This window comes from Acidihalobacter prosperus (assembly GCF_000754095.2).
Classification (GTDB): Bacteria; Pseudomonadota; Gammaproteobacteria; order DSM-5130; family Acidihalobacteraceae; genus Acidihalobacter; species Acidihalobacter prosperus.
The window spans coordinates 267,670-283,086 of the sequence record NZ_JQSG02000006.1; the positions used below are offsets into that span (position 1 = coordinate 267,670).

Consider the following 15,417-nt stretch of genomic DNA (forward strand, 5'->3'; position numbering starts at 1 on the left):
CGCTGCGCACGCCGAGTCTGTTAGGCTTTATCGTTGTTCAAATCAGCCTTACGGCACAAGGCCTTTCGACTATAGCACAGCCCGATGAGCGACATTTGCCCCCGAATCGAGGCGGTCCGGATACGCATCCGGCGCGCCGCCCTGGCCGCTGGCCGCGACCCGCGCGGCATCGCCCTGTTGGCCGTTGGCAAGACCTTTCCGGCCGAGGCGATCCGCGCCGCGCACGGCTGCGGCCAGCGCGTTTTCGGTGAAAACTACGTCGACGAGCTGGTGGCCAAGGCCGCCACGCTTGCCGATCTCGACATCGAGTGGCATTTCATCGGCCAGCTGCAATCGAACAAGACCCGCAAGATCGCGGCCGTCGCCGACTGGGTTCACGGCATCGACCGCCTGTCCGTGGCCGAGCGCCTTGACCGGCAACGACCAACCGACCGACCGCCGCTGCAGGTGTGCTTGCAGGTCAACATCAGCGGAGAGACCAGCAAGGCCGGCGTCGCGCCGGAGGCGCTGCCCGCCCTGGCGCATGCAGTCTCGGCACTGCCGCGACTGCGTCTGCGCGGCCTGATGGCCCTGCCCGCGCCGAGCGACGACCCGCGCGTGCAGCACGCCGGCTTCGCTGCCGTACGCATCCTGCGCGACGCGCTGGCGGACGATGGCCTCGCGCTCGACACCCTGTCCATGGGCATGAGCGGCGACCTTGACGCCGCGGTGGCCGAGGGCGCGACCCTCGTCCGCGTCGGCACCGCCGTCTTCGGCGCCCGCAAACCGCGCTTGCCGTCCCCCTAATGCTCGGATACGGTGCGCACACGAGTATCGACACGGGAATCACGATGACACAGCGCGACACCATAGCCTTCATCGGCGGCGGCAACATGGCCAGCAGCCTGATCGGCGGCCTGCTCGGTGACGGCTTCCCCGCCGCGCAGATCCGGGTGGCCGATCGCGGCGAAGCGCAGCGCGCCGCCCTGGCCACCCGCTTTCCCGGCATCGCGGTCACCGCGGACAATGCCGAAGCGGCGGCCGGCGCCGACTGCATCGTGCTCGCGGTCAAGCCCCAGGTCATGGCCACGGCGGCAGCCGGACTGCGCGACACGCCCGCGGCCCCCCTGTTTCTGTCCGTCGCCGCCGGCATCGTCAGCGACCGCCTCGACCAATGGCTGGGGGGCGACCGCGCGATCGTGCGCGCGATGCCGAACACGCCCGCGCTGATCGGCCTCGGCGCCTCCGGCGCCTATGCCAACCCGCGGGTCGATGCCGAGCAGCGCGCCACCGCCAACCGCATCCTGCGTGCCGTCGGCGAATGTCGCTGGTTCGACGATGAAGGCGCGCTCGACGCGGTCACCGCCCTTTCCGGCAGCGGCCCGGCCTATGTGTTCCTACTGATCGAGGCGCTGGAGGCGGGCGGCATCCATCTTGGCCTCGATGCGGAGACTGCCCGCAGCCTCGCGCTGCACACGGTCCACGGCGCGGCCCGCCTGGCGCTGGAAAGCGACGACCCGCCCGCCACGCTGCGCGCGCGCGTGACCTCGCCGGGCGGCACCACCGAACAGGCGCTGCGGGTATTCGAAGAGGGCGGCCTGCGCACGCTGGTCGCCGATGCCATGGGCGCCGCCGCTCGGCGCGCCCGCGAACTGGGGGAGGGCTGACATGGGTGCCGGCGCGCAAATCGGGTTGTTTCTGGTCAACGCTGTATTTTCCTTTTACATCATCGTGGTGCTGCTGCGCTTTCTGCTGGCGCTGGTGCGCGCCAATTTCTACAACCCGATCTCGCAGTTCGTGGTCACCCTGACCAACCCGCCACTCAAGCTGCTGCGCCGCATCATTCCTTCGGTGGGCAGGATCGACAGCGCCTCGGTCGTCCTGCTGATCGCCCTGCAGATCGCGGAGATCTACCTCACCGCATGGCTGCAGGGCATAACGCCGCCGCTGCTGCCGGTGCTGCTGATCGCGCTGCGCGAACTGCTGGTGCTGCTGGTCTACGTCTACATCGGCGCCATCATCGTGCAGGCCCTGCTGAGCTGGGTCTCGCCCATGGGGGGCGGCTACAATCCGGTCGCCGGCGTCCTCGACAGCCTCACCGCGCCGCTGCTCGCGCCCCTCCGCCGCGTGGTGCCACTGATCGGCATGATCGATCTGACGCCGCTGGTGGCCCTCCTGCTGCTCAACGTGGCGCTGATCCTGGTCCGCAACATCCTTGGCTGACGCACCCGCGACGCCGCTCCCCTGGCACCTGGAAGGCCGCGACCTGCGGCTGGCGGTGCGCGTGCAACCGCGCGCCAGCCGCACGCGTCTCGGCGAAGCGGCCAACGGGCGCCTGCGCGTCTACCTCAGCGCACCACCGGCGGACGGGCGTGCGAACACACAGTTGATCGAACTCGTCGCCAAGGCCTGCGGCGTGGCCAAATCGCGTGTACGCCTGCTACGCGGCGCACAGGCTCGCGACAAGGAACTGCTGATCGAATCCCCCATACGCCTGCCGCCCTGGCCGCCGGCCGGCTGAACCCACGGGGCGAAAAACCGCACTTATCGCGCCGTTTCTGGTCAACCTGTCTAGGCGCCGCCCCGACGGCACCTTCATCCGACCGAACGCAAGCGAGAACCGCATGTCCAGCGCACCACCCGGCTCCAGCAGCCTCCCGCCCGCCACCGGCACGCCGCGCCAGCCCGGCGTACGCCCCACCCTCGCCCTACTCGCGCTGCTGGTCGGCATCATCGCCGGCATCGGCGCTGCCGTCTTCCGCGGCCTGATCGGACTGTTCCACAATCTTTTCTTTTTCGGCCATTTCGCGATCGAGTACGACACCCTCAAGCACACCCTTGAAAGCCCCTGGGGCATCGGCGTCGTCGCCGTACCGGTGATCGGCGCGCTGCTGGTCGCCTTCCTGGTCCAGACCTTCGCGCCCGAAGCCAAGGGCCACGGGGTGCCCGAGGTCATCGACGCGATCTACTACAAACGTGGCGTGATCCGCCCGCAAGTGGCGCTGATCAAGTCACTGGCCTCGTCGATCTCGATCGGCTCCGGCGGCGCCATCGGCCGCGAAGGGCCGATCATCCAGATCGGCGCCACCTTCGGCTCCGTACTCGCGCAATGGACCCGTCTGCCCGAGTGGCAGCGCCTGGTGCTGATCGCCTGCGGCGCCGGCGGCGGCATCGCGGCCACCTTCAACACGCCCATCGGCGGCATCCTGTTCGCCACCGAGATCATGCTGGTCGAAATCAGCGCGCGCACCCTGATCCCGGTGATGATCGCCACCGGCGCCGCCAGCTTCGTCGGGCGTCTGTTCTTCGGCAACCACGCCTCGTTCATCATCCCGCCGATGACCCTGCACGCGGCCACCTCCAGTTCCTTCCGCGTATTCCTCGCCTACGCCATGCTTGGGCTGGTAATGGGACTGCTGGGCATGCTCTACACCCGCTCCGTATACGCCTTCGAGGACTTCTTCGACCGCATTCCGGGCAACTACTACACACGGCACGCCCTCGGCATGCTGATCGTCGGCGTGATGATGTACCTGCTGATGCGCCATCTTGGCCACTACTACATCGAGGGCGTCGGCTACGCCACCATCCAGGACATCCTCGACGGCCATCTCACCGTCACCTGGATACTGCTCGCGCTGGTGCTGCTCAAGCTGGTCGCGGTATCGCTGACGCTAGGGTCCGGCGCCTCCGGCGGCATCTTCTCCCCAGCGCTGTTCATGGGCGCAACGCTCGGCGCCGGCCTGGTCAACCTGGGACACGGCTTCCTGCCGGGGCTCGAGGTCAGCCCCGTGGGCGGCGCGGTCATCGGCATGGCCTGCATGGTCGCGGCCGGCACCGGCGCGGCCGTCACCGCGGTGGTGATGATTTTCGAGATGACCCGCGACTACAACGTCATCATTCCTCTGATCATCGCGGTGTCGCTGGCCTACGCCGTGCGCCATCTGCTGATCGCCGACGATCTGTACACCCTCAAGCTCAGTCGCCGGGGCCGGCGTCTGCCGCGCGCGGTCGAGAGCAACCTCTATCTCATGCGCGGCGCCCTGGAGCTGATTCAGGCCCCCTTCCTGCGCCTCGACGCCGACGCGCACCTCGGCGCCCTGCGAGAACGCCTCACCTCGCGGCGTACGCTACCGCACGTGGTCCTGGTCCGGGACGGCCAGCCCACCGGCATCATCACCTCCGACGTGCTCGCCACCGCGCTCGCCGCAGACGACGATCAAACGGCTCTCGGGCGCTATGCCGACCCGCACTACACGCTGCTGAACGAACACACCCAGATCATCGACCTGGTCAGCCGGCTGCGCGGGGCCGGGACGCGTATCGCGGTACTCGCCCCCGGCGACCCGCCGACCACCGCGGCCGACGCCGTGGTCGGCATCGTTTCCTGGGACGACGTGATGGAGCACGCCAACCTCCCCGGCGACCTGCGCGGCGCGGCGCCGTCCTAGGGCCTGCCACGGCGCCTGACGACATGCCGCCGCGCCCCCAAGGCACCGCCAGGCCTTTGCCGGCAGACAGCCGCGCGGGTCGCAACCCGCCCAACGGGGATCGCGCAACACGTACTTCTGGCCTACACTCCCCGGCAAGAGCCGACCGGTCATCCTCTCCACCATAACGACCGGCAAGTAACCGTTAACGGGGGAACGCCATGAGTACACTGCCACCCGCAGCACGGGCCTTTGCGGCATTGTTTGCCATTGCCCTGACCGGCAGCGCCGACGCCGATCAGGTCATCCTGGCCGGCGAATACGCGATCCACTTCAGCACGCTGAACTCGGACTTCCTGGGTGCCGCCATCGCGGTGCACGCCGGCATCGCGCGCGCACCGGATCGCGGTCTGCTCGAGGTTTCGGTGCATGACGCCCGGCATCCCGCGCTCAGCAAGGCGCTGCCGGCGCAGGTTTCGGTGTCGCTGGCGACCGCCGACGGGCGCTATCAGACGGTCGAAATTCGCCCCGTGGTCATGGAGAACGGCATCCGCTACCTGGGCAGCTTCCCGATCGCCGACGGCGAGGTCGCCGAATTTCACGTACACGTGGACCTGCCCGACGGCAGCATGCAGTATTTCCGCCACCGCCAGCGCTACCACCTGCCGCATCAAGCGGACGACGCACTCACGCGTGGGGCGGCAAGGGCAGCCATCGCAACAAGCTGAGCACGCCGAAACCGGCCACCAGCCCGCCGGCCAGCACGCGCACCCAGACCCGCCGCGCGAGGCGCGCCAGGCGCGCCGCAAACACGCCCATGGCGAGCAGGTTCGGCAGCGTGCCGAGTCCGAAACAAAGCATCAGCAAGGCGCCGCGCAGCGGGCCGCCGCTGGCCAGCGCCCAGATCAGCACGCTGTACACCAGACCGCAGGGCAGCCAACCCCAGACCGCGCCCAGACCGAGCGCCTGCAGCGGGCCGCGCACCGGCAGCAGACGCCGCCCCAACGGCTCGATGCGCCGCCAGACATGCCCCCCCAGACGCTCCACCTCGGCCAGCCCTCGCCACAGACCGGCGAGATACAGCCCCAGTGCGACCATGAACAGACCCGCAGCAACGCCCAGCACGAGCTGGGCCCGATGCACGCTCACCAGTTGCGCGGCATACCAGCCGACGCCGCCGGCCAGTGCGCCGGCCAACGTGTAGCTGGCGATTCGCCCGAGGTTGTAGGCCAAAAGGACCGGCAGGGCCGTGACGATACGCGACTGCCGGGCGGGACTCATGCCCAGACCCAGCGCGCCCACGATGCCGCCGCACATGCCGACGCAGTGCACGCCGCCGAGCAGCCCCACCAGCAGGGCGGCACCGTAGCCCGCGCTGCCGGACAGAGTGAGGTTCATGGCGCGTCGTCGGCGCGCACCGTCAGCTTGGCCCGGATGAATTCGCTGTGCGGGACGTAGAGCAGATCGGCGATGCGCCGGATCTGGTATTCCTCATACTTGTCGAGGCGGCCGTCGGCATAGGCCACGCGCCACAGGTCGGCGATGATGGCGAACTTCTCCTCCGGTGAGCATCGGTCGTTGACCAACTGCAGAAAAGGGTACAGCGACAGCGCCTCCTCGTCCTGCTCCAGCGCCTCGGCGATCAGCTCGCGCACCGCGGCCTCCTCCAGCGAGAAGGTTCTCACCAGGGCGGCGGCCACCACCTCGAGTTCCTGTTCGTCGATCTCGAAGTCGGCCCGGCTCACCTCCAGCAGAATCGCCGCGGTGGCCACCTGCAGCGCCTGGGCGCGATCGGCAGGCCCTGCGGCATGGTGCAGCCGTTCCTTGAGAAAAGACTTGATTCCGCCCAGCATGGTTGCTCCCGTGAAAAAACCTTGCGGCATGGTAGCGCAAGCCCGCAACCCGCCGCACGTGTTGAGGCGGCTCGCCACGACCTGCACAATGACCTCACCGGCAACGCACAGTCCAGGGATCCCCTCATGGCGCCCAACACGACCCGCCACCGCGCGCGCCGCGCGCTCGCGCTGATCCGCTGGCGCTTCATGCTTATGGCAGCGGCCGTCGGCGCGGTGGCCGGTCTCGGCGCCGTGGCCTTTCGCGCCCTCATCGCCCTGTTCCACAACGCGCTGTTCTACGGCCGCCTCGACCTGTTCTACGACACCCAGGTGCACATGCCACCCTCGGTCTGGGGCGCGGGCGTGATCCTGGTACCGGTGATCGGCGCGCTGGGCGTGGCCTTCCTGATCCACCGCTTCGCGCCCGAGGCGCGCGGCAACGGCGTGCCCGACGTGATCGAGGCCAACTTCTTCCGCCAGGGCCGCATCCGGCCGCGCGTGGCCCTGGTCCGCCCGCTGGCTTCGGCACTGTCGCTCGGCAGCGGCGCATCGATCGGGCGCGAGGGGCCGATCATCCAGATCGGCGCGGCCTTCGCCTCGGTGTTCGGGCAGTGGCTGCGTCTCAGCGCCTCCCAGCTCACCACCCTGGTCGCGGCCGGCGCAGGCGCCGGCATTGCCGCGACCTTCAACACCCCCGTGGCCGGCGTGCTGTTCGCGGTCGAGCTGCTGCTCGCCGAGGTCGGCGTGCGCACGGTGGTACCGGTGATGTTCGCGGTCAGCGTCTCGACCATGATCTCGCACCGCTTTCTGGGCGATTCGCCGGCCCTGCCGCTGCCGCTGCCGGTCCACCCGCTGGGGCCGCTGGCGCCCGAGAGCTTCACGCTCTACGCCCTGCTCGGCATCGCCTGCGGCCTCGTCGCCTTTGCCTTTCTCAAGGGCATCTACGCCGCCGAGGATCTGTTCGACCGCCTGTTCGCCAATCCCTATCTGCGCCATGCCGCCGGCATGCTGTTGGTCGGCATCGCCCTCTGGCTGTTGCAACGCCATGCCGGCCATTACTACATTCAGGGCGTCGGCTACGCCACCCTGCAGGACGTCATCGCCGGCACCCTGACCCAGCCCGGCTTCCTGCTGCTGCTGTTCGCGCTCAAGTATCTGGCCACCTGCATCACCCTAGGCTCGGGCGCCTCCGGCGGCATTTTCTCGCCCGCGCTGTATCTCGGCGGCACGCTCGGCGCCGCGCTGGCGCTGCCGCTCGCGCAATACTGGCCCGCCCTCGGCATCGACCCCGGGCTGTTCGCGGTCGCCGCGATGGCCGGCGTGATCGCGGGTGCCACCGGCACCGCGCTGACCTCGATCGTGATGATGGTGGAAATGACCGGCGACCTCCACGTCGCACCGCCGGTGATGCTCTGCGTGGCGCTGGCCTACGTGGTGCGGCGCGGCCTGTCGCGCGAGAATGCCTACACGGTCAAGCTGCTGCGCAAGGGTCTGGTGGTTCCCGAGTCGCTGCACGTGAGCATGCATTATTTCAAGCGCGCCGACGAAGTCATGGTGCGCGAACCGGTCTGGGATAGCGACGCCGAGACGGCCGCGTGCAGTCCCGCGAGCGCGACCGCTGCCGAAGGCTGCCGGCTGATCGCGCGCGACGGCCGGCTGGCCGGCTGGCGGCCGCAGTCTTCGGCGTCGACGCGTACCGATCTGGTCGCGGTACGCCCCGGCACGCGCCTGGAGGACGTGCTGATCGCCCTCGACGAGGCAGACGCCCGGCTGGCGGTGGTGGTCGAGGGCGAGACCGGGGGCGACATCGCGCCCGATCGGGTGGTCGGGGTGATCGGCGCCGAGCAATGGCTAGGCGAGGAACTCGCCGATGCGCGTCTGTTTCCGCACGGGCGCTAGCGGCGGCCCGCCCGCCTCAGGGGCGGCGGTAGAACACCGCGCGCGCCGTGAGGTTGATCGCCAGCACCATGAGCGTGATCAGCAGCGCCGCCGCATAGGCAAGCTGGTGCGCCGAGGCGTAGGGTTCGCCGATGAAGCTCCAGATCACGTAGGTCAGATAACCGACACCCTCGTGGGTCAGCTGCCCGCTCCACAGGTAGTTCGACCAGCCGGCCGTGTACAGCAGCGGCGCGGTTTCGCCGAGCGAGATGGCCAGCGCCAGGAGCACGCCGGTGATGATCGGGCCGCGCGCCGCCGGCAGCAGGATGCTCCAGATCACTCGACCCTCGCCGCATCCCAGGCCGTAGGCCGCCTCGCGCGCCGAGTGCGGCACCTGGCGCAAGGCCATTTCCGTGGTGCGTGCGATGTACGGTAGCATCATGATCGCCAGCGTCAGCGCGCCGGCGGCCAGCGAAAACTTCCAGCCGAGATACAGCACCATGGTGATGTAGCCGAAGTAGCCGAGCACGATGGAGGGCACGCCGACCAGCACGTCGGACATGAAGCGGCCGCTGCGGCCGAGCCAGTCGTCGCCGTATTCGGCGAGATAGATGCCCGCGCAAATGCCCACCGGCGCGGCAATCATCACGCCGCCACCGGAGATCAGCAGCGAGCCGACGATGGCATTGCGCAGGCCTCCGGCGATGCCCTGGGTGTCGGTAAGGAAGATATCCAGGTGCAGCGCCTGTGCGCCGCGCACCAGCACGAAGCCCAGCAGGTACAGCAGCACGAAGGCGAGCAGGGCGATGGCGGCGGTGGTCAGCGTCCAGCCCAGCGAGCCGCCGATGCGGCGCCGCAGGTAGATCTGCTTGCCGGCGAGCGTCGGCGGCGCCAGCAGCTCGGTTTCGGTCGTAGCATTCATCGACGGCCTCCGGAAATCCACAGAATGAGCTGGGCGGCGGCATTCACCACCACCGAAATGACCATCAGGATCAGGGCGACCTCGGCCAGCGCGCGCACCGCCATACCGGTCGGATCCTGCAGCGCGCTGTCGAGCTGCGAAGCGATGAACGCCGCCATGGTCGAGATCGGGTCGTAGATGTTCTTGGGGATGTAGTTGAGCGCGTTGCCGCTGACCATGAGCACCGCCATGGTCTCGCCGAGCGCTCGGCCCAGCGCCAGGATCGAGGCGCCGATGATGACCTTGCGCACGCCGGGCAACTGGATGTGGCGCACGACCTCGAATCGCGTCGCGCCCAGGCTCATGCCGGATTCGCGCAGCGCGCCGGGTGTGGCCACCAGTGCGTCGCGCACCGTGGCGGTGATCAGCGGCACGATCATGATGGCAAGCACCAGCCCCGAAGTCAGCAGGCCGTAACCGCTGCCGGAGGGGCCGGCAAAATAAGGAATGACCGCGCCCACCGTGTGTTCCAGCACCGGATAGACGTGATGCCCCAGAAACGGGATCAGCACCACGTAGCCCCACAGGCCGTAAACCACGCTGGGCACGGCGGCGAGCAGTTCGACGATGAAGGAGCTGGCCGCGCGCAACGGACCACGCACCGCTTCGGCGAGAAAGATCGCCGAGAGTACGCCAAGCGGCAGCGCCAGCACGATCGCCACCAGCGAGGACAGCAGCGTGCCGGCGATCAGAAATAAAATGCCGTAATTGGCTCCGGGCAACACCTGCTGCCCGTCGATGGTAACCGGATTGGCATACATGCTGCCGAGATTCCAGTCGTTGTGAATCAGAAACCCGCCGCCGTTGAACTGAATGGCCGGCCAGGCGTAGAGCACCAGAAAGGTGATGATCGCCAGCAGCGAAAGCGGCAGCAGCGCGGCAACCGCGCCCAGGCTAATGCGAAATCTTGACATGTCGTTTTATCCAGCCCTGACGAGCGAACGGACACCCGGCATGACCGGGTGTCCGTCGCAATACCCCCTATGTGACCGGGGAACGATCCATCGGTTCCGAATTAACCGTGGATCTTGTCGATCTGCTTGATCGACAGCTTGGCCACGCTCTCGGGCAGGGGCACGAAGTTCACCTTCTTCATGAAGTGCTCCGCGTTGCCGCCCTTGGGCGAAACGGCCCAGGTCAGGAACGTCTTCAGCGTCTTGGCCATGGTCTCGTTCGGCTGACGGCTGTTCACGACAGCGTACTCGTAGTTGATGATCGGGTAGCTGTACTTGCCGGGCGCGAAGATCAGGCTGATGCGCTGGTCGGCCGGCGTATGCGGCACCATCGACGCGGCAGCGGCCTTGACCGTGCGCACCTCGGGCAGCACGAAGTGACCGTCGCGGTTCTTCAGACGCGCCTCACCCAGCTTGGCTTCCTGGATCTGATGCTTGTAGCTGACGCCGACGTAAGCGATGGAGTAAGGATTGTTCTTCAGCGCGTCGACCATGCCCGGGTTGCCCTCGGCGCCGATCGCACCCTGCACGGGCGCCCAGCTGATGCTGGTGCCGTAGGCGTACTTGTCCATCCACCATTTGGTGGACTTGCTCAGGTACTGGGTGAAGATGAAGGTGTCGCCGGAACCGTCGCTGCGGTGCACCGGGATGATCTTGTGGTTCGGCAGATGCACGCCATGGTTCATCTCGGCGATGCGCTTGTCGTCCCAGTTGGTGATCTTGCCGGAGTAGATGTCGGCCAGCACCGGACCGCTCAGGTTCAGGTGGTGGTGGTTCAGACCCGGCAGATTGTAGTTCACCATCTGGCTGGAGATCGCGGTGGGAATGTTCAGCATCGTCGGATGCTGTTTCATCATCGCGTCGCTCATGTAGGCATCCGAAGCGCCGATCTGGGCCAGGCCGTTGATCGACTGCGCCAGGCCGGTGCCGCTACCCGTGCTGGCGGTGGTGATATGGACGCTGGGATGCATCTTGGTGTAGACCGGCACCCAGAGATTGAACAGCGGATACAGCAGGCTGGAACCGGTTTCCAGCACGTTCACGGCCGCCTGCGACGGGGCAACCGCCAGCAGGGTGGAACCCATCACAAGACCCAGGCCAACCCGGCGCAACCAACGCCCGTTCGAAGACAGGGACGTAGACATGAAACCTCCTCAATTATTTATGACGAAACTGCGAAACTACGTGAGCGGCACTACGCGCCGTCCGACTCCTAAGAACGGCCCACAGGCCGGAAGTTCGTGAATCTTTTATGAAAGATGCAGCCCCCCGAAACCCGTCGAACGCCCTCACCGTGGTGCTGCTCAGCGGCGGCATCGAAAGCGCCACCCTGCTCCATCGCGAGCACCGCGAAGGACCGGTCGAGGCCCTGTTCGTGGACTATGCCCAGCGCGCCGCCGAATGCGAGCGCACCGCGGCCGCGGCGCAATGCGCCACGCTCGGCCTCGAACTGCACCGGCTCGACCTGAGCGCGGTCGGCGAGGCCTTCCGCAACGGCCGCGCCTGGCAACCGCACGTCCCCCTGCCGCATCGCAACCTGATCCTGCTGAGCCTGGCATTGAGCTTTGCCACCGACCGGCATGCTCATCGCCTGTGCCTGGCGCTCAACCGCGAGGACGCCGAGGCCTATCCGAGCGGCGCCCCGTCCTTCATCTCGGATTTCCGCGCACTCGCAGCCGGATTGTCGGAGATCGCGGTCGATGCCCCCTTGATCGCGCTAGAAAAGGCCGCGATCATTCGTCTCGGCAACCGCCTGGGCGTCGACTACACGCACAGCTACAGTTGCCTGCTCGGCCGTCGTCGCCCCTGCGGCGGCTGCCCGCAGTGCGTCAAGCGCCGCGACGCTTTCGCCGCCGCCGGACTGAGCGATCCGGCCCTGAACCCAACGGAGGATGCCCCATGAAACCGCCCCAACCCGTACCCGGCCACGTCCGCGAGCGCCTCGAAATCGCCGCGCTGACCGGCGAGGTGCTCAACCTGCACTGGGCCGATGAGAGCAGCGACGCCGCCTTTCTCGGCCGCATCCGCCCGTTGGAGGTACTGCCCGACGACGCCGGCGGCCCCGGCTATCTGCGCGCGCTGGACGAGCAGGGCGAGACGCTGCGCATCCGCCTCGACCTGATCCGCAACCTGCCGACCCCGGTCAAATGAACCGCCCGACGCGCATCGGCGACATCCCGGTCCACGTACGTCGCACCATCACCCCGGAGAACAAATGCGGGCATTGCAGCGGCGCACTGTGCTGCACCTACATCACGCAGAAGATCCCCTCCCCGCGCAGCAAGCACGACTTCGATCACCTGCTGTGGCAGGTTTCGCACCGCGGCGTGCACGCCTACCGCGACGCTGACGGCTGGTACCTCCTGATCGACAGCCGCTGCACGCACCTGGAGGCCGACGGCCGCTGCGGCATCTACGCCCAACGACCCACCATCTGCCGCGAATACAGCAACGACTTCTGCGAATTCGATGCCCCCGCCGAGGCCGGCTTCGAGCTGTATTTCCACGGCTACGACGAGCTGCTCGACTACTGCCGGCGCCGCTTCCCGCGCTGGGACGGCTGAATGCCCCAACTTGCTGAGGGGGCGTGTTGCACGCATACTTCCCGCATGCTCGAAAAGCCCCGCATACTCGACCGCAAAACCGTGGCGCAAAGCCGCATCTTTCGCGTCGAGGCCCTGGAGCTGGAGTTCGCCAACGGCGCGCTTGCCAGCTACGAACGCCTCGTCGGCGGCGAGGGCGGCGCCGTGCTGGTGGTGCCGCTGATCGACACCGACACCGTGCTCCTGATCCGCGAATACGCGGCCGGCCGCGACGCCTACGAGCTGGCCCTGCCCAAGGGCCGCATCGAGGCCAACGAGGATCCCCTGGCCGCGGCCAACCGCGAGCTGATGGAGGAGACCGGGCACGGCGCAAGGCACCTGGTCCACCTCACCGACTTCAGCGTCGCCCCCGGGTACATGACCCATCTCACCCAGGTGATACTCGCGCGCGACCTCTACCCGCAGCGCATGCAGGGCGACGAGCCCGAGGAAATCGAGGTGGTGCCCTGGGCATTGTCGCGCATCGACGCCCTGGTCGAGCGCGAGGACTTCACCGAGGCGCGCAGCCTCGCCGCGCTCTACCTCACGCGCGACCGCCTGCGGGACGGCCGGCTGTGAGCGCGCCGCGCCCCGGCCACGCCGCTCTGAACGCGCTGCTGCCGGTCGTGCGCGACATCGCCCGCGCCGCCGGCGAGGCGATCCTGGCGATCTACGAATCGCGCGAGTTCGACGTCGCGCGCAAGGCCGACGAAACCCCCGTCACGGCCGCCGACTACGCCGCCCACCACCTCATCGTCGAACGCCTCGCGACCCTCGAACCGCGCTACCCGATCCTCTCCGAGGAATCCGAATCCATCCCCTACGCCGAACGCGCGCGCTGGCGGACCTACTGGCTGATCGACCCGCTCGACGGCACCCGCGAATTCATCAAGCGCAATGGCGAATTCACCGTCAACATCGCCCTCATCCACGATCACGATGCCGTGCTCGGCGTGGTGCACGCGCCCGCCCTCGACACCTGCTATTTCGGCGCCGAGGGCGCCGGCGCCTGGCGCCAGGACGGCAGCGCCGCGGCGCGCGCCATCCGTGTGCGGCCGGTGCCGGCCTGCCCGACCGTTGCGGGCTCGCGCTCTCACGCCAGCCCTCGCCTACAGGGGATGCTCGAACGCATCGGCGATCACGAGCTGATCAGCATGGGCAGCGCGCTCAAGACCTGCCTGGTCGCCGAAGGCGCCGCCGACCTCTACCCGCGCCTCGGCCTCACCTCCGAATGGGACACCGCCGCCGCCCAGTGCGTGCTCGAACAGGCCGGCGGCCACCTGACGGATACCGACGGTCACCGCCTGCGCTACAACACCAAGGAATCCTTGCTCAACCCGCACTTCCTCGCCTTCGGCGACGACAGCCGCGACTGGGCTATGCTCAGCGGCGACTGAGCGCGCCCGCCTCTCGCCCCCTGCCCACCCGCATAACCCCACGTGCCGAAGGGCGGCTTTGCCTCGACCCCGGCGATACGTTAGGGTAAAAAGCGTTGCACACAACACAGGGTTATTGATGTCGGACAACACGCGGACAAGGATCCGCCTGACGGGAGTCAGCAAGGTCTTCGGCCGTCAGGCGGGCAAGGCGCTTGCAGACCTGCGCAAGGGCAAGAGCAAGACGGAGGTTCAACTGGCGCACAATGCCGTAGTCGGCGCCTTCGATGTCTCGCTGGAAATCATGAGCGGCGAGATTTTCGTCATCATGGGCCTTTCCGGCAGCGGCAAATCCACCCTGCTGCGACTCATCAACCGTCTGCACGAGCCCACCGCCGGGCAAATCCTCATCGACGACGAGGACATCACGCAACTCAAGCCCAAGGCCTTGCGCGCGCTGCGTCGGCGCAAGTTCGGCATGGTGTTCCAGAGCTTCGCGCTGCTGCCGCACCGTACGGTCATGGGCAATGTCGAATTCGGGCTCGAAATCCAGGGCGTGCCCAAGGCCGAGCGCCGCGAACGCTCGCAGGAGATCATCGGCACCGTCGGCCTCGGCGGCTACGAAACCCGCTATGCGGCCGAACTGTCCGGCGGCATGCAGCAGCGCGTCGGCCTGGCCCGCGCGCTCGCCGCGGACCCCGAAATCCTGCTCATGGACGAGGCCTTCAGCGCGCTCGACCCGCTGATCCGCAGCCAGCTGCAGGACGACCTGCTGGAGATTCAGGACCGCCTCGGCAAGACCATCGTATTCGTCTCCCACGATCTCGACGAGGCGCTCAAGCTCGGCAACCGCATCGCCATCATGCGCGACGGCCGCCTGATCCAGGTCGGCACGCCGGAGGACATCATCGCCCGCCCGGCCGACGACTACGTCTCCGCCTTCGTCGAGGGCGCGGACCGCACCCAGGTGCTGACCGCCGAGCAGATCATGCGCCAGCCCACCACCACCGGGCACCCCAAGGATTCGCCGCGCACCCTGCTGCGCAAGATGGAACGCAGCGGCTTCGGCGGCCTCGTAGTGGTCGACAACGGCCGTCAGGTGCAGGGCTATATCGGCCTCGACGAGGCGATCCGCCAGCGCGACCAGGAACGCCTCGACCTCGCCACGCTGCAGCCGCTGCCGGCCGCCGACCCGGACACCCATCTGAACGACCTGATCAATCTCGTTACCGAGAAGACCTCGCCGGTCGTCGTGCTCGACGCCCGCAAACGCCTGAACGGCATCATCGACAAAAGCACCCTGCTCGCGGCCCTGGCCCAGGGCGACACGACGGGCAAGGCCGCGGCCGACCCGCCACCCGCCAACGGCGACCACGGCGGCTCCGAAGTCGCCTGAGCCCGCGGCGGCCAGAGGCCGCCGCGG

Annotated in this window: 18 protein-coding genes; 13 read left to right on the plus strand and 5 right to left on the minus strand. The window is 68.0% G+C overall.

All coding sequences use genetic code 11. The annotated features are described in order from the left end of the window. Positions 1-84 precede the first annotated feature (84 nt). The 6 genes from THPRO_RS11990 (at position 85) to THPRO_RS12015 (ending at position 5,137) form a co-directional block, all read left to right on the plus strand. Positions 85-786, plus strand: coding sequence for a YggS family pyridoxal phosphate-dependent enzyme (locus THPRO_RS11990; protein ID WP_038089930.1), 702 nt, complete (start codon positions 85-87; stop codon positions 784-786). 44 nt (positions 787-830) lie between these two features. Then, positions 831-1,646, plus strand: coding sequence for a pyrroline-5-carboxylate reductase (gene proC, locus THPRO_RS11995; RefSeq protein WP_038090245.1), 816 nt, complete (start codon positions 831-833; stop codon positions 1,644-1,646). Between the two features lies 1 nt (position 1,647). Next, positions 1,648-2,202 carry a YggT family protein gene (locus THPRO_RS12000; RefSeq protein WP_038090248.1) on the plus strand — a complete coding sequence of 185 codons (555 nt, stop codon included), beginning with the start codon at positions 1,648-1,650 and terminating at the stop codon, positions 2,200-2,202. Then, positions 2,195-2,500, plus strand: coding sequence for a DUF167 domain-containing protein (locus THPRO_RS12005; RefSeq protein ID WP_065089689.1), 306 nt, complete (start codon positions 2,195-2,197; stop codon positions 2,498-2,500). Before THPRO_RS12000 ends, THPRO_RS12005 begins: the two co-directional genes overlap by 8 nt. Before the next feature lie 103 nt (positions 2,501-2,603). Further along, a complete protein-coding gene (locus THPRO_RS12010; RefSeq protein ID WP_082954628.1) occupies positions 2,604-4,430 on the plus strand; it encodes a chloride channel protein in 1,827 nt (608 codons plus the stop codon). Positions 4,431-4,630: 200 nt separating this feature from the next. Next, positions 4,631-5,137: a DUF4426 domain-containing protein gene (locus THPRO_RS12015; RefSeq protein WP_082954629.1), complete on the plus strand. Its 507-nt coding sequence runs from the start codon at positions 4,631-4,633 to the stop codon at positions 5,135-5,137. Here THPRO_RS12015 and THPRO_RS12020 read toward each other — a convergent pair. After that, positions 5,097-5,807 carry a sulfite exporter TauE/SafE family protein gene (locus THPRO_RS12020; RefSeq protein ID WP_038089936.1) on the minus strand — a complete coding sequence of 237 codons (711 nt, stop codon included), beginning with the start codon at positions 5,805-5,807 and terminating at the stop codon, positions 5,097-5,099. The two genes, THPRO_RS12015 and THPRO_RS12020, sit on opposite strands and share 41 nt — an antisense overlap. Continuing rightward, positions 5,804-6,262 (minus strand): tellurite resistance TerB family protein, encoded by a 459-nt coding sequence (locus tag THPRO_RS12025; protein WP_038089939.1) that lies wholly within the window; start codon positions 6,260-6,262, stop codon positions 5,804-5,806. Before THPRO_RS12025 ends, THPRO_RS12020 begins: the two co-directional genes overlap by 4 nt. A 126-nt stretch (positions 6,263-6,388) precedes the next feature. Here THPRO_RS12025 and THPRO_RS12030 point away from each other — a divergent pair, with 126 nt between their 5' ends. Next, the gene (locus THPRO_RS12030) at positions 6,389-8,143 is read left to right on the plus strand and encodes a chloride channel protein (RefSeq protein WP_065089690.1); all 1,755 of its coding nucleotides are present in this window, start codon (positions 6,389-6,391) and stop codon (positions 8,141-8,143) included. 16 nt (positions 8,144-8,159) lie between these two features. Here the strand turns inward: THPRO_RS12030 and pstA are convergent, their stop codons facing one another. From pstA to pstS, 3 genes are all read right to left on the minus strand, one after another. Beyond that, positions 8,160-9,044: a phosphate ABC transporter permease PstA gene (gene pstA / locus THPRO_RS12035; RefSeq protein WP_038089945.1), complete on the minus strand. Its 885-nt coding sequence runs from the start codon at positions 9,042-9,044 to the stop codon at positions 8,160-8,162. Then, on the minus strand, positions 9,041-9,997 hold the full coding sequence (gene pstC, locus THPRO_RS12040) for a phosphate ABC transporter permease subunit PstC (protein ID WP_038089949.1): 957 nt from the start codon (positions 9,995-9,997) through the stop codon (positions 9,041-9,043). Before pstC ends, pstA begins: the two co-directional genes overlap by 4 nt. Positions 9,998-10,098: 101 nt before the next feature. Beyond that, positions 10,099-11,181 carry a phosphate ABC transporter substrate-binding protein PstS gene (gene pstS / locus THPRO_RS12045; protein WP_082954631.1) on the minus strand — a complete coding sequence of 361 codons (1,083 nt, stop codon included), beginning with the start codon at positions 11,179-11,181 and terminating at the stop codon, positions 10,099-10,101. 107 nt (positions 11,182-11,288) lie between these two features. On the opposite strand from pstS, the gene THPRO_RS12050 reads away from it, so the two are divergent. The 6 genes from THPRO_RS12050 to THPRO_RS12075 all read left to right on the plus strand — a co-directional run bounded on the left by THPRO_RS12050 (position 11,289) and on the right by THPRO_RS12075 (position 15,390). Further along, positions 11,289-11,939 (plus strand): 7-cyano-7-deazaguanine synthase, encoded by a 651-nt coding sequence (locus tag THPRO_RS12050; protein WP_065089691.1) that lies wholly within the window; start codon positions 11,289-11,291, stop codon positions 11,937-11,939. Continuing rightward, complete coding sequence (locus THPRO_RS12055; protein ID WP_038089956.1) at positions 11,936-12,187, plus strand: hypothetical protein; 252 nt, start codon at positions 11,936-11,938, stop codon at positions 12,185-12,187. Before THPRO_RS12050 ends, THPRO_RS12055 begins: the two co-directional genes overlap by 4 nt. Then, the gene (locus THPRO_RS12060) at positions 12,184-12,600 is read left to right on the plus strand and encodes a YkgJ family cysteine cluster protein (protein WP_052064332.1); all 417 of its coding nucleotides are present in this window, start codon (positions 12,184-12,186) and stop codon (positions 12,598-12,600) included. The genes THPRO_RS12055 and THPRO_RS12060 overlap by 4 nt, the downstream gene beginning before the upstream one ends. Positions 12,601-12,645: 45 nt before the next feature. Further along, entirely contained in the window at positions 12,646-13,197 is a 552-nt protein-coding gene (gene nudE, locus THPRO_RS12065) for an ADP compounds hydrolase NudE (protein WP_038089959.1), read from the plus strand. Beyond that, entirely contained in the window at positions 13,194-14,015 is an 822-nt protein-coding gene (gene cysQ, locus THPRO_RS12070) for a 3'(2'),5'-bisphosphate nucleotidase CysQ (RefSeq protein ID WP_065089692.1), read from the plus strand. The genes nudE and cysQ overlap by 4 nt, the downstream gene beginning before the upstream one ends. 118 nt (positions 14,016-14,133) lie before the next feature. After that, positions 14,134-15,390 carry a quaternary amine ABC transporter ATP-binding protein gene (locus THPRO_RS12075; protein ID WP_052064333.1) on the plus strand — a complete coding sequence of 419 codons (1,257 nt, stop codon included), beginning with the start codon at positions 14,134-14,136 and terminating at the stop codon, positions 15,388-15,390. Positions 15,391-15,417 lie beyond the last annotated feature (27 nt).